Here is a 13,082-nt window from a genome sequence, read left to right as displayed (position 1 = left end):
CACTCATTTAATGGAGGAAAAAACGGGTTCATCGTTGGATGCCTTTCCAGAACATGTCGAACCCGGCCTGCTGCAGCGTGGCGGCGTGTGCGGGGTCGGCCGCCATCGCCTCCAGCGTGGTTTCCAGCAGGTTGATCAGCACCCGGCCCAGGTAGAACGGCAGCCGTTCGGGATCGATGTGGCTGGCCAGGCTGGTTTCCAGCGCCTGCAGCATGCTGCCGAACAGGCCCGCGCATTCGCTGCGGGTGTGCGCGCTGATGCGCTCGGACACCTTGAGCTGGCGCAGCGCCATGCGATCGATGGGGTAGGTCGAGCCCCATGCGATCAACGCATTCCAGGCATGCAGCACCAGGTCGCGGGCGTCGGCCTGGTCCGGGAAGTCCGCGCCGAGCACCATGGCCAGCCGGGTTTCCAGACGCACGAACAGCGCGTTGAGCAGCGCGTCCTTGGTCTCGAAGTAGGTGAACACCGTGCCTTCGGCCACCTTGGCCGCCCGTGCGATCTGCGCCGTGGACGCGCCAATGCCCTGCGCGGCCACCAGTTTGGCGGTAGCGTCGAGGATAGCGTCGCGTTTCTGTTCGCTGAGCGGGCGGGCCATGGGATTGAGTAAATGAGTGCTTGCTCATTTATAGGCGCGCGACCTTCCCGGCGCAAGTGCTGGCGGCCGCGCTGGCGGGTTTTGTTCAGCCACGCCGGTCCGGGAGCTTGATCGGCCGGTGGCCCCCGCGTGACCATGCCGGCCTGTTCACCTTGGGACCCTGAAATGGCGCCCGCCGCCCCGATCACCTTGCGCACCCCGCGCCTGCTGCTGCGCGCGCAGGCCATCGCCGATTTTCCCGCGTATGCCGCGTTCCTGGCGTCGCCGCGCGCAAGCGGGCTGGGCGGTCCGTTCGACCTGCGCGCGGCGTGGGGCATGTTCTGCCATGACCAGGCCTGCTGGCACTTCTTCGGCCACGGTGCGCTGATGATCGAGCACGCCGACACCGGCACCTGCCTGGGGCAGATCGGCATCAACGACGGCCCGCTGTTTCCGGAAAAGGAGCTGGGCTGGCTGCTGTATGCCGGCCACGAGGGGCGCGGCTATGCCACCGAGGCGGCGCAGGCCATGCGCGACTGGGCCTTCGGCACGTTGGGCGTGGCCACGTTGGTCAGCTACGTGGGGGCTGACAACCCCGGTTCGGCGCGGGTGGCCCAGCGGCTGGGCGGAACGCTGGATGCCGGCGCCCCGCGCAGCGATCCGCACGATCGGGTGTACCGCTACGCGCGCTGAGCCCTGCCCGCGTTGCCATCCCATGCGCTGGGGTCTATAAGGCGGTTCTGGTCTGCTTCCGGAAGGCGTCCACCATGCCAACGCGATCGACACCGTCTGCCACCACCCCGCCCGCCAACGCCGCGCCGCGCCTGTTGGCCGGCGGCAATCCGCAGATTGCCAAAGGCGAGGGCGACGCGCCCGTGCAGGCCTACATCGCGGCGATGCCCGGCTGGAAACGCGCCGTGGGTGAACGCCTGGATGCCCTGATCAGCGCGGCGGTGCCGGGCGTGCGCAAGGCGGTGAAGTGGAATTCACCGCTGTATGCCGCCGACGATGACGGCTGGTTCCTGAGCCTGCATTGCTTCACCGGGTACATCAAGGTGGCCTTCTTCCGCGGCACCGCGCTGAAACCGGTGCCGCCGGAGCCGTCGAAGAGCCAGGACACGCGCTACCTGCATATCCGCGAAACGGTGCCGTTGGATGAGGCACAGTTCAGCGCCTGGGTCCGCCAGGCCAGCCGCCTGCCCGGCGAGCGCATGTAACCGGCCCGCGTGCCGGTGGTGTCTTCCAACCGTCATCCCTGCCAGGACATTCCCATGACCACGGCCACCTCCAGCGTTACCCCGAGCGCATCGGCCGACCCGGAGGGTCCTTCGGCCGCGCAGCGGATCGACGCGAAGACTGCCGGCCTCGACGACTGGCGCGGCACCACTCTGGCACGCGTGCGCCGCATCATCCAGCAGGCCGACCCGGCCGTGGTGGAAACGGTGAAGTGGCGCGGCGTGCCGGTCTGGGAGCACGACGGCATCCTGTGCACCGCCGAAATCTATGCGCGCGCGGTCAAGATGACCTTCGCCAAGGGCGCCGCACTGGCGGACCCGGCCGGGCTGTTCAACGCGAGCCTGACGGGCACCACGCGCCGGGCGATCGATCTGCATGAAGGCGAGACCATCAACGCGACGGCCTTGAAGGCGTTGATCCGTGCGGCGGTGGCAGCGAACGTGGCGGCCACGACAGCGAAAACGCCGTCAGCGCGCAGACGTGCCGCAATAAAGACGCCAGCGGACACGCGTGCAGCGGCGCCCACCAGCAGGTCACGCACTCCGCGGCGATAGGGGGTCGCACGCCGGTCGCGAGGCGCATCGCGGCCCACATGACAGTGGCGCGGTGGCAGCCACCGGCGGATTCGGCAAAGATGGGGGCTGCCTTGTCGCCGTGTAGCGGCGATGTCGGCTCTCCCCCATTGAAACTGGATCTGCCTGTGCTGAGTGTTGTTGGTGTGTTGCTTGCGCTGTACGTGGTGTGGCGTGTGGTGTGGCCGTTGCGGGTGTCGCTGTCGCTGCGCGGCCCGCTTGGATTGCTGGTGGTGTCGCTGGCCCTGCATCACCGCATCGTGGCCCGGTTCGCCGGCACCATGGCCTCGCCGGAACTTCCCAAGCCGGTCATCGCGGTGCTGGCCACCGGCTTCACCGCGCTGCTGATCGGCGCGCTGGCGGTACTGCTGCTGGATATCCTGCTGCTGGGCGCGCGCCTGTTGCGCCGCCCCCGTGCCACCGCCGCACTGCGCACCCCATGGCTGCGGCCAGCCGCGATGGGCGCTGCACTGGTGGTATCGGCCTATGGCATCTGGCAGGGTATGGCCGTGCCGCAGACGCGGCAGATCGAGGTGACCCTCGATGGCCTGCCGGCACAGTTCGACGGCTACCGCGTGCTGCAGCTCACCGACATCCACGCCAGCCGCCTGCTCACCGGTGGCTGGGTGGCCCAGGTGGTGGCCAACAGCAATGCGCTGTCGCCGGACCTGGTGGTGATCACCGGTGACCTGATCGACGGCACGGTGGCGGCACGTGCCGCCGACTTTGCCCCGCTGGCCGGGCTGCGCGCCCCTGATGGTGTCATCGCCATCACCGGCAACCACGAGTACTACGCGCAGTACGCCGACTGGATGCAGGCGTTCCGCGCGCAGGGCATGCAGGTGCTGGAGAACTCCCACACCGAGGTCCGCCGCGACGGCGCCGTGCTGACCATTGCCGGTGTCACCGACCCGGTGGCCGTGCGCTATGGCCTGCCCATGCCGAACCTGGCCGCCGCACTGGCCGGCGCCGATCCGCGCGCCCCGGTGATCCTGCTCGACCACCGCCCGGGTGCGGCGCGCGCGAACGCCGCGCACGGCGTTGCACTGCAGTTGTCCGGGCATACCCACGGCGGTCACATCCTGGGCATGGACCAGCTGGTCAAGCACGCCAACGGTGGCTACGTGTCCGGGCGCTACACGGTGGACGGCATGACCCTGTATGTCAGCAACGGCGCCGGTTTGTGGGCCGGATTCGCGGCGCGCATCGGCGTACCGTCGGAGATCACGCTGATTACGCTGCGCCAGGGCGCGGCCGGCCGCACCGCAGCTGAACGCCCCGGCTTGGCAAGCCCGCAGGGAATTGCGACGCTTGCGCGCTGATACGGCGGAAGAACGCGGATGAAAGCAATGCGCAACGTGCTGGGAACGATGATGGTGCTGGCCACCACCGGTGGCTGTGCGCTGCACGGCGATGCGCTGCGCAGTGCACCTGCGGCGGCGGTGCCGGCGGCAGGCGTGGTCCTGCCCGATACCGAGAGCTGGAGCGTGCATGATCCGGCCGGGCGCGACTACCCGATCTGGGTGGCGCTGCCGGCCAGTTACGCGCAGCACCCGGAGCGGCGCTACCCGGTGCTGTTCGTCACCGACGCGCTGTACAGCTTTCCGCTGGTGCGCAGCGTGCGCAACCTGGTGGGGCAGGGCGGCGCCAACCTGGAAGATTTCATCCTGGTCGGGCTGCCGCCGCAGCAGGGGCTGACCTCCAAGCAGAGCCGCTCGCGCGACTACACGCCCACCCAGCCGCAGCGCACTGCCGACGACGACTACAGCAACGACGTGGTCTACGGCGGTGCCGCGCACTACCGCGATTTCCTGGCCACGCACGTGTTGCCCGCGGTGGACGCGCGCTACCGCACCGATCCGGCACGGCGCAGTTTCGCCGGGCATTCCTACGGGGGTCTGTTCGGCACCTATGTGCTGCTCACACGCCCGCAGATGTTCCAGACCTACATCCTGTCCAGCCCCTCGCTGTGGTTCGACGGGCACTATATCGACCGCCTTGAACAGGACTACGCGCAGCAGCACCGCGCACTGCCGGCCCGGGTACTGCTGGCGATCGGTAGTGAAGAGACGCCCACGCCCGATACGGTAGATGGCCCGCGCAACGACATGGTGCGCGATACGCAGGCCTTCGCCGATCGCCTGCGCCAGCGCGGCTATCAAGGCTTGCAGGTGGACAACCGGGTGGTCCCGGCCGAAGACCACCTCACCGTGTACCCCAGCACGCTGACCCGCGCGCTGCTGCAGGTTTACCCGGGCACCGGACCGTACAACGGCGGCTGAGCATGCAGACCGTGCGCACCGTGCCGTTGTTTGATGCCCGCTGCAGCCACTGCGGTGAGGCGTTTGCCCATCCCAGCCTGGGCGATGCGGTGTACGGCGCGCTGATGCTGTGCAGTGTGGACGGACGCCAGCACGCGATCGTGGACGGCTTCAGCGCGGTGCCGGCGCAGGTCGCCGCGTTGCTCGCGGACGATCAGGACACCGCGCTGTGGCCGGTGCTGGCCGCGTTGGCCGATCCCCCCGCAGGCTCGTCCTGGTCGGTGGAACTGCATTGCCCGCACTGCGGTCAGCCTGATCCGGCCTTCCAGGAAGGCACGCGCCGCGGCATGGCGGACATTCCGCTGGCCCGCTTCGGCCAGTGGGCAGCGGGCGACCTGGCCGCGCAGGTCGCACGGCTCGCGGATCACCAGCGCTGAGCCCACCCGATCAGGCCAGGGCGGTGTCCTGCAGCGATATCGCGGTAGCCAGTTCCGGTGCCAGCGCGTGTGCCACGGCCATGCGCAGCATCGCCGGGCTGACGTGGCGGCGGTGCACCCGGTTGATCGCCGCCATGTACAGGCGGCCGAACGCGTTGAGCGTGCGCACCCGGGTGCCCAATGCGATCACCGCCGCACCATCGTCGAGCACCTGCACGCGCACGCACGAGCGGAACTGCAGGTGGCGGTCGTCGGCACCGAGCAGGACTTCGGCGCTGCGATCGGCGGCGTCGGTGGCCTGGGCATGCACCGGGAAGCGACCGGCGAAACGCTCGCCGGGTCCGTCGGACAGCAGCGAGGACACCGGGCAGCCCAGCGGCGAGGTGCGCAGCCGCAAGGGGGTCACCAGCACATTGCGCAGGGCCATCAGCCGGCCCACGCCCGGCGGTGGGTTGCGGACGAATCCCTCCAGCACCGCTTCCAGCAGCGCACGCGCCGAGTGCCCGCCGAGGCTGTGGGCGGGCAGGGTGAGACAGGTGTAATCCTGGTGGTCGAAGCCCTGCGGCAACGCCTGCTGCAGCAGTGAATCGGCCGGCGCTGCAGGTTGCGTGGCCAGCCTGCCGCATGCCGCGCGCTGCCCGATGTAGCCATGGGCAGGGCGCAACCATGCCAGGCTGCTGCGCACCCGGCCGACCAGGTTGCGGCTGCCGGCGCACCAGCGGGCCAGCACCGACGCGGCCGGTGCGCGCAGCGACAGCGTCACCCGCGGAAGCTGGTCCAGGTCGGTCTGGTCAAGCAGCTGCTGCAACGCCGGCGGCAGGGTGTCGGTCAGCGAAGGAATGTCGGCGGCGCCTGCATCGATGCGCGCACGTTGCGCCTCGCTCAATGCGCCACTGCGCTCATCGGCATGGCAGGACAGCGCGAACAGCGCCGGGTGCCGGGGATGACGCGACACGAACTGGTGCCAGGTACCGCTGCCGAAGCGCACGGTGAACAGGCAGTCGGGCGGCACGTCGATGCAGCGCAGGGCGCGCACGAAGGCGGCCGGGTCCTGCTGCAGCTGTGCATCGGACACGGTGGAAAAACGCAGCTGGGCGCCGCCGCTGCCGGCAATGGCGGTGAACATGCGCGGGCCGGCATGGCGATGGAACGGATGCCCCTTGCGGCCTACCGAGAACGAGTACAGCGACGAGGCATCGCCGTGCGCCAGGTGCATGCCGCCCAGTCGCGCAGAGGGTTCATCCAATGCGTCGACGAAGCGCGGATGCTGCGCCTGGCGCAGGCCCGCATCGCGCAGCAGCGCATCGCCGGCACCGATCCCAAGCTGGGCGATCAACGCCACCTCAACCGGGCTGCCATCGCCGCAGGAGGGCAGGCTGATGCTGGGAAACGAACGACTCACGTGGGCGGTGTCCAGCATGCCGATCTCCTTGTCGTTGGGTCGCTCAGCTCACGCGGTGGGTTTGCGGCGGGCACGGGCGCGGCTTTCTCGCTGCAGCGGGCCGCCCACCGGACAGACCTCGGCGGCCCACGCGAACAGGGTATTGGCCAGCGTGTCGGGCACCTGCCGGAAATACACGAACTGGCCGCGCTTCTCGCGCTCGATCAGCCCGGCGTCTTCCAGGATGCGCAGGTGGCTGGACAGCGCCGGCTTGCTGAAATCGAAGCGCTCGCCCAGCTCGCCCGCGCTCAACTCGCCGCCATTGAGGTAGGCCAGGATCTGCCGGCGTGCGGTGGAGGCGAGGGCTTCGAAGATGCGGTCCATGGGTGGTAATTAACTAATTCGTTAACTGATGGTGTTCCGCCAGCGCACTGATGTCAAGCGCCTTTTCAAGCGCGACCTGGGCGTTACCTGTCCCTGCCAGCGGAGTCTTGTGCGCGCCCGCGGCAGCAACACGGGCGTGCCTACCTCGCTGGCCGACCTCAAGGGCGAAGACCCGTGGCAGGACCTGTGGTTCCACTCCAACCCGTGTTCATCGACGCGCGCCCCCGGTAGGGCCACGCCATGCGTGGCTGTGGGACCATTCGCGCATAATCAGCCCGACGCATGCGCGAAGAGGTGCGTGCGCAGGCCAATGGCGTGATGCCCTGCGGTTCTCGGCCTGGCGTTGTGCGTCGCCTGCCCGGTGAATGTAGCGCAGGCGTTCTCTCCCGATCCTCGTCCAACCAGGAATCAGACATGAAATACCTGTGGAGCCTGATCATCGCACTGTGCGCATTTCCAGCCTCGGCGACCTCCATAGTGCCGAAGTCCCTGGAGGAGATGGTCGCAGAGTCGGATCACATCGTGGTGGCCACCATCCGCGCGGTGGACATGGTCAATGCGCGTGGAGTGCCCGTCCTTGCCCCTGACGCGCGTACCGGTCCCGGCGAATCCAACCAGATGCGCCTGCAGCTGGAGATCAGTGAAGTATTGTCGCCGCGCGACGGTGCCATACCCGTTGCGGTGACCGTGCCGCTATGGAAGATGTGGCACTACCGTCTGGGCACGATGCAGGAAGAACTGGTGGGATCACGCGGCATCTTTCTGCTGGTCGGCCCGCAGCATGCGCCGGTGTATCCGATCGGTTTCCAGCGCTCACCGGAGGAGCGTCAGGCCATTCTCGCCTTGCTCCGGAACTGAGCGCCCGCGCCCGCGCGTGAAGGGTATGACAGGAACCGTGCACGGCGCGGTCACCGTGGCGCGCCGACGCTGGCACCCTGTCCCCAACCCGGATCCGCCATGACCACGCTGACCCTGCCCGAACTGGCCAAGAAGATGGCCAACATCGACTTCACCATGCTGCAGACCCATGCCGACAGCGGCGAGATCGCGGCGCGGCCGATGAGCAACAACGGTGATGTGGACTATGACGGCGACAGCTGGTTCTTCACCACCGAAGACACCGACATGGTCCGCGAGATCACGCACGACCCGAAGGTGGCGCTGAGCTTCACCGGCAGCAAGTCGCTGCTGGGCAAGCCGCCGCTGTTCGTGGCAGTGCAGGGCAGGGCGACCCTGATCCGTGACAAGGCGGTGATGCAGCAGCACTGGGTGAAAGACCTGGAGCGCTGGTTCGAGCAGGGCGTGGACAGTCCTGGGCTGGTCCTGATCCAGGTGGCTGCGGCGCGCATCCACTACTGGGATGGGGAAGACCAGGGCGAAATTCTGCGCTGAAGGAGGCCCGCATGGCCGCGTCGCGTATGCCGAAGATCGGGTGTGCCGGCTGGTCGATCCCCAGCCGCTACGCCACGCACTTCGGGCCCGGCGACAGCCTGCTGGCGCGCTATGCCACGCGCTTCGACGTGGTGGAGATCAACTCCTCGTTCTACCGGCCGCACCAACGCACGACCTACGCGCGCTGGGCGGCCACCGTACCGGCCAACTTTCGCTTCTCGGTAAAGTTGCCCCGGACCATCTCGCACGATTCCGGGCTGGTCGGCGTCGGCCCATTGCTGGACCGCTTCCTCGACGAGGTGGGCGGACTGGGGCGCACGCTGGGCGCCTTGCTGCTGCAGTTGCCGCCATCGCTGGTACTGGACACGCGCCGCGCCGGGAGCTTTTTCCGCGCGCTGCGTCGACGCACCCCGGCGCCCGTGGTCTGCGAGCCCCGTCATGCCAGCTGGTTCAGCACGCAGGCCGATGCGCTGTTGCAGCGGCACGCGATTTCCCGGGCCGCAGTGGATCCGGCGCGCGTTGCCGCCGGCGCGCTTCCGGGTGGCGCGCGGGGATGGCACTACTGGCGCTGGCACGGTTCGCCGCGCATGTATTACAGCGATTACTCCGATGCCGCATTGGCCCAACTGGCGACACAGGTCGTGCAGCAGCCCGGGCAGGCGCAGGCACCGTGGGTGATCTTCGACAACACCGCCCATGGCTATGCGATCGCCAATGCCCTGCGCCTGAAGGAGATCGCCACGCATGCCTGAAGGTCCCTCCATCGTCATTCTGCGCGAAGCCACCGCCAAGTTCCGCGGCAAGACCGTGCGCCGCGCACTGGGCAACAGCAGCCTGGACCTCACCCGCATGGAAGGGCGGCGGGTGCTGGCGCTGCGCAGCTGGGGCAAGCATTTTCTGATCCAGTTCAGCGGCTTCAGCCTGCGCGTGCACATGCTGATGTTCGGCAGCTACCGCATCGACGAACGCAAGCCCTCACCGCCGCGCGTGTCGCTGCAGTTCGACAACGGCGAATTGAATATCTACGCCTCGTCGCTGAAGTACATCGAAGGGCCGCTGGAGGACACCTACGACTGGCGTGGCGACGTGCTCTCGCCGGACTGGGATCCGCGCCTGGCCCGGCGCCGGCTCAAGCAGCAGCCGGACACCCTGATCTGCGATGCGCTGCTGGACCAGGCGCTCTTTGCCGGGGTCGGCAACATCATCAAGAACGAAGTGATGTTCCGCACCCGCGTGCATCCAGAATCGACGGTGGGCAGCATCCCGCCGCGCACGTTGGGCAAGGTGATCGCCGACGCGCGCACCTACAGCGAGGCCTTCCTGGCCTGGAAGAAGGCCGGCACGCTGCGCCAGCACTGGCAGGTGCACACCAGACGGACGTGTCCGTGCTGTGGCGGGCCGCTATCCAAGACCTACCCGGGGCGCAGCAAGCGGCGGACCTTCTTCTGCCCCAACTGCCAGGTGGAGTACTGACACAACGGGCGTATGGGCCGCCGTAGAAGGCATCAGACGGGTGAAACTGCCGGTGGGCAGGCTGCTGTAGGATGGCTGCGTCACACGCCATTACGCGCGTCCTGCGCGGTCCGCACCTGACCGCCCGCTTCGCTCCATTTTCCGGGTACGGCGTCCAACAGGGCCGCCGTGCTCCCCGTGTCCAACGGAGCGCACATGCCGGGCTATACCACCCGCATTCTCACCATCCCGGTCGGGGGTCACGACTTCCGTATCCGCGCGCTCAGTGATCTGCAACAGTTCGCCGATCCCACCGGTCGCGCCCAGCGCGCCGGCATCCATTCCTCGTTGTGGAGCCTGTTCGGCCAGATCTGGCCGGCCGGTCGCGTGCTGGCCGAAACGATGCACAGCTTCGACGTGGCCGGCAAACGCGTGCTGGAACTGGGCTGCGGGCTCGGTCTGGCCAGCCTGGTGCTGGCCCATCGCGGCGCCGACGTGGTGGCGAGCGACCACCATCCGCTGGCCGAATCGTTCCTGGCCTACAACGCCGGGCTCAATGACCTGCCCGCGCTGCACTACCGCGATCTGCCGTGGGAACTGCCAGATACGACACTCGGTCGCTTCGATCTGATCATCGGCAGCGACGTGCTGTACGAGCGCGGCCACGCGCTGCAGATCGCCCGCATGATGGAGCGCCACGCACGGCCCACCGCCGAACTGCTGCTCACCGATCCGGGGCGCGGCAACGTGGGGTCGTTCTCGCGTGCCATGGCCGCGCAGGGCTACACCGTGGACGAGGCCTACGGCTTGTTTGATGACGAAGGCGATGCGCCGGGGCGCGGGCGGCTGCTGCGCTACACGCGCGAGGCGGCCTCCCAGGCGGCGTGAGGCAATCCGGCGGCTTCTGCGCGGTCGCGATGTGGTGACTGCGTGAGCCTGCTGCGCGGTCGCATATCGTAGGCTCGGCGGCATTCCAGTGCAGGTGGGAGTCGTGATGCCGTTGAGTCTGTCCCGCTGTCGTGTCGACAGCGCACCCGCGCGTTGGCGGTGCCGGTGAGCGCGCCGTCGCCGGCACCGGCGCGTACCCGTTCGATGATCGTGGCCGGGTTGTCGACCGTGGTGGAGTGGTACGACTTCACCTTGTACCTGTACCTGGCCACGGTTCTGTCGCGGGTGTTTTTTGGCGGCGGCGACAACGCCCTGCTGGCCACGCTGGCGGGGTTTGCGGTGTCCTACCTGATGCGCCCACTGGGCGCGCTGTGCTTTGGCCACCTCGGCGACCGCTTCGGGCGGCGCTACATGCTGTTGGCCTCGATGCTGCTGATGACCCTGGCGATGCTGGCCACCGCGCTGCTGCCCACCTTCGACAGCATCGGCGCCAGCGCCGGGGTGCTGCTGTTGCTGCTGCGCTGCCTGATGGCGTTTTCGGTAGGCGGCGAATACACCGGCGTGGTGGCCTACCTGCTGGAGACCGCGCCCGCCCGCCGGCGCGGCCTGGTCACCTCGTTGGCCTCGGCGGCCAGTGAGGTCGGCGCGCTGCTGGCGGTGGCGCTGTCGGCGTTGACCGTGGCGGTGTTGAGCACCGCGCAGCTGGACGGGTGGGGCTGGCGCATTCCGTTCTTCGTCGGCGCGGCGTTGGCCGGGGCGATCCTGCTGGCACGCTCGACCATGCACGAATCGCCCGAGTTCGAGCGGCAGCAGGCGGCCGGCACCGTGCCCACCTCGCCGATCCGCGACACCTGGCGCTACCACCGGGGCGCGGTGGCCCGCACCTTCGCGATCTCCGCACTCGGTTCGATCACCTATTACGTGGGCATCACCTACGTGCCGGCCTTCCTGGGATCGGCCGGTGAGGTGGGGGAATCGGAGGCGCTGTGGCTGTCCACGGTGGCCGCGGTGGCGGTGATCGTGGTGACCCCGCTGGCCGGCGCATTGTCTGATCGGATCGGGCGGCGACCGGTATTGATCGCCCTGGCGCTGTTGTCGGCGTTGCTGCCGTTGAGCATGTTCAGCCTGATGGCCGGGGGTAATACCTGGTTGATTGGCGGCGCGGCGGTGGTGCTGGCCTGTCTGGCCGGTGGCGTGAGCGCGGTGGCTGCACCGGCCACCGCCGAACAGTTTCCCGGCGAAGGCCGCCTCAGCGGTTTGGCGCTGGGGGTCACCATGGCCACCGCGTTCTTCGGCGGCGCCACCCCGCTGCTGGCCGAGCTGCTGGTGCGCCACACCGGCTGGGCCGCCGTGCCCGGCGCGATGATCGCCGTGGTGGCGCTGCTGGTGTTGCCGGTGATGTGGACCCTGCGCGAAACCCGTCCGCCGCGCACACCCGAGTAGGTACCGACCGTTGGTCGGTACACCGCAATGCACCCTGGAACATCGCGCGCACCTCGGAACATCGCGCGCACCCCGGAACATCGCGCGCACCCCCGAACATCGCGCGCACTGGTAGTGCCGGCCGCTGGCCGGCTCTGCACCATGTTGGATCGTGAGGAGCCGGCCAGCGGCCGGCACTACCGGGGAGGCGGGTCTGCGAGGAGCCGGCCAGCGGCCGGCACTACCGGGGAGGCGGGTCTGCGGGGAGCCGGCCAGCGGCCGGCACTACCGGGGGGTCAGGTCCCACCCTCGGTGGGCAACGGCGCGGGCACGTTCAGCAGGCCGCCCGAGGCGACGTAGGCGGCCAGCGCCTGGCCCTGGCTGAGCAGGTGGCGTTCCATGGTGCGTTCGGCCGCCTCGGCATCGCGCTCACGGAAGCACGCCAGCAATTCACGGTGTTCGGCCAGTGATTGCGCGGTGCGACCCGGTGCCAGCAGCTGGCGGCCGCGGTGCATCTTCAGGATGCGGTGCAGGTCATGGGTGATGCGGATCAGCCACGGGTTGCCGGCGTAGTGCTGCACGGTCTCGTGGATGCGGTAGTTGTTGCGGTAGTACTCGGCAATGTTGCCCTCGGCGGCCGCGGCCTCCATGGCTGCATGCAGCTCTTCCAGCAGTTGCACGCCCGCATCGTCGATATGTTTGACGGCCTCGTGGGCGCAGCGGCCTTCCAGCATCGCCATCACCGGGAACAGCTGGTTCAGGTCTTCCAGGGTCAACCGGGTCACCCGGCACCCACGCCCGGCATCGATCTGCACCAGGCCTTCGGCGGCCAGCAGCTTCAGCGCCTCGCGCAGGGGAGTGCGGCTGATGCCCAGCTCCTCGCACAGCGCCGGCTCGTCGATCCACTCGCCCGGGGGCAGGCGGTAGTCGTAGATGCGCTCGCGCACGTGCTCGGCCACCTCTTCGTACAGCGGGGCGCGTTTCTTGGTCGAGCGTGGTGCGGGAGCAATGGCCATGCGGAATTGTAATCCCTCCGTTCGTTGACCGGCCCTGACAGCATGCTTCCGGGCGGAAAGCCCC

Annotated in this window: 16 protein-coding genes; 12 read left to right on the top strand and 4 right to left on the bottom strand. The window is 68.6% G+C overall.

Annotated features, from left to right (window positions below):
- Positions 1 to 28: 28 nt before the first annotated feature.
- Complete coding sequence (locus tag AC6CHL_RS18230) at positions 29 to 598, bottom strand: TetR/AcrR family transcriptional regulator (protein ID WP_498295660.1); 570 nt, start codon at positions 596 to 598, stop codon at positions 29 to 31.
- Positions 599 to 763: 165 nt separating this feature from the next.
- Between AC6CHL_RS18230 and AC6CHL_RS18225 the strand changes: the two genes are divergently transcribed.
- The 6 genes from AC6CHL_RS18225 (at position 764) to AC6CHL_RS18200 (ending at position 5,083) form a co-directional block, all read left to right on the top strand.
- Positions 764 to 1,270, top strand: a complete 507-nt coding sequence (locus AC6CHL_RS18225) for a GNAT family N-acetyltransferase (RefSeq protein WP_498295658.1) — start codon at positions 764 to 766, stop codon at positions 1,268 to 1,270.
- Positions 1,271 to 1,344: 74 nt separating this feature from the next.
- Entirely contained in the window at positions 1,345 to 1,794 is a 450-nt protein-coding gene (locus AC6CHL_RS18220; RefSeq protein ID WP_498295657.1) for a DUF1801 domain-containing protein, read from the top strand.
- A 54-nt stretch (positions 1,795 to 1,848) separates the two neighbouring features.
- The gene (locus tag AC6CHL_RS18215; RefSeq protein WP_498295655.1) at positions 1,849 to 2,367 is read left to right on the top strand and encodes a DUF1801 domain-containing protein; all 519 of its coding nucleotides are present in this window, start codon (positions 1,849 to 1,851) and stop codon (positions 2,365 to 2,367) included.
- A gap of 146 nt (positions 2,368 to 2,513) precedes the next feature.
- Complete coding sequence (locus AC6CHL_RS18210) at positions 2,514 to 3,707, top strand: metallophosphoesterase (RefSeq protein ID WP_498295653.1); 1,194 nt, start codon at positions 2,514 to 2,516, stop codon at positions 3,705 to 3,707.
- A gap of 27 nt (positions 3,708 to 3,734) precedes the next feature.
- Positions 3,735 to 4,667 (top strand): alpha/beta hydrolase, encoded by a 933-nt coding sequence (locus tag AC6CHL_RS18205; protein ID WP_447596201.1) that lies wholly within the window; start codon positions 3,735 to 3,737, stop codon positions 4,665 to 4,667.
- Positions 4,668 to 4,669: 2 nt separating this feature from the next.
- A complete protein-coding gene (locus AC6CHL_RS18200; RefSeq protein WP_038689800.1) occupies positions 4,670 to 5,083 on the top strand; it encodes a hypothetical protein in 414 nt (137 codons plus the stop codon).
- Positions 5,084 to 5,093: 10 nt separating this feature from the next.
- Here the strand turns inward: AC6CHL_RS18200 and AC6CHL_RS18195 are convergent, their stop codons facing one another.
- Positions 5,094 to 6,503 (bottom strand): DUF2867 domain-containing protein, encoded by a 1,410-nt coding sequence (locus tag AC6CHL_RS18195; RefSeq protein WP_498295651.1) that lies wholly within the window; start codon positions 6,501 to 6,503, stop codon positions 5,094 to 5,096.
- Between the two features lie 30 nt (positions 6,504 to 6,533).
- The gene (locus AC6CHL_RS18190; protein WP_016922200.1) at positions 6,534 to 6,848 is read right to left on the bottom strand and encodes a metalloregulator ArsR/SmtB family transcription factor; all 315 of its coding nucleotides are present in this window, start codon (positions 6,846 to 6,848) and stop codon (positions 6,534 to 6,536) included.
- Positions 6,849 to 7,262: 414 nt separating this feature from the next.
- Between AC6CHL_RS18190 and AC6CHL_RS18185 the strand changes: the two genes are divergently transcribed.
- The 6 genes from AC6CHL_RS18185 (at position 7,263) to AC6CHL_RS18160 (ending at position 12,023) form a co-directional block, all read left to right on the top strand.
- On the top strand, positions 7,263 to 7,706 hold the full coding sequence (locus AC6CHL_RS18185; protein ID WP_498295649.1) for a hypothetical protein: 444 nt from the start codon (positions 7,263 to 7,265) through the stop codon (positions 7,704 to 7,706).
- Between the two features lie 99 nt (positions 7,707 to 7,805).
- A complete protein-coding gene (locus tag AC6CHL_RS18180; RefSeq protein ID WP_038689788.1) occupies positions 7,806 to 8,240 on the top strand; it encodes a pyridoxamine 5'-phosphate oxidase family protein in 435 nt (144 codons plus the stop codon).
- A gap of 11 nt (positions 8,241 to 8,251) precedes the next feature.
- On the top strand, positions 8,252 to 8,992 hold the full coding sequence (locus tag AC6CHL_RS18175) for a DUF72 domain-containing protein (RefSeq protein ID WP_498295647.1): 741 nt from the start codon (positions 8,252 to 8,254) through the stop codon (positions 8,990 to 8,992).
- Positions 8,985 to 9,713 carry a DNA-formamidopyrimidine glycosylase family protein gene (locus AC6CHL_RS18170; protein ID WP_498295645.1) on the top strand — a complete coding sequence of 243 codons (729 nt, stop codon included), beginning with the start codon at positions 8,985 to 8,987 and terminating at the stop codon, positions 9,711 to 9,713. Before AC6CHL_RS18175 ends, AC6CHL_RS18170 begins: the two co-directional genes overlap by 8 nt.
- A gap of 195 nt (positions 9,714 to 9,908) precedes the next feature.
- Entirely contained in the window at positions 9,909 to 10,580 is a 672-nt protein-coding gene (locus AC6CHL_RS18165; protein ID WP_038689782.1) for a class I SAM-dependent methyltransferase, read from the top strand.
- Between the two features lie 204 nt (positions 10,581 to 10,784).
- The gene (locus AC6CHL_RS18160) at positions 10,785 to 12,023 is read left to right on the top strand and encodes an MFS transporter (protein WP_038692427.1); all 1,239 of its coding nucleotides are present in this window, start codon (positions 10,785 to 10,787) and stop codon (positions 12,021 to 12,023) included.
- A gap of 275 nt (positions 12,024 to 12,298) precedes the next feature.
- Here the strand turns inward: AC6CHL_RS18160 and AC6CHL_RS18155 are convergent, their stop codons facing one another.
- Positions 12,299 to 13,018, bottom strand: coding sequence for a GntR family transcriptional regulator (locus tag AC6CHL_RS18155; RefSeq protein WP_038689779.1), 720 nt, complete (start codon positions 13,016 to 13,018; stop codon positions 12,299 to 12,301).
- Positions 13,019 to 13,082 lie beyond the last annotated feature (64 nt).

It is taken from the genome of Stenotrophomonas sp. GQ19 (genome assembly GCF_059758695.1).
This window is presented reverse-complemented; position numbering and strand designations above follow the sequence as displayed.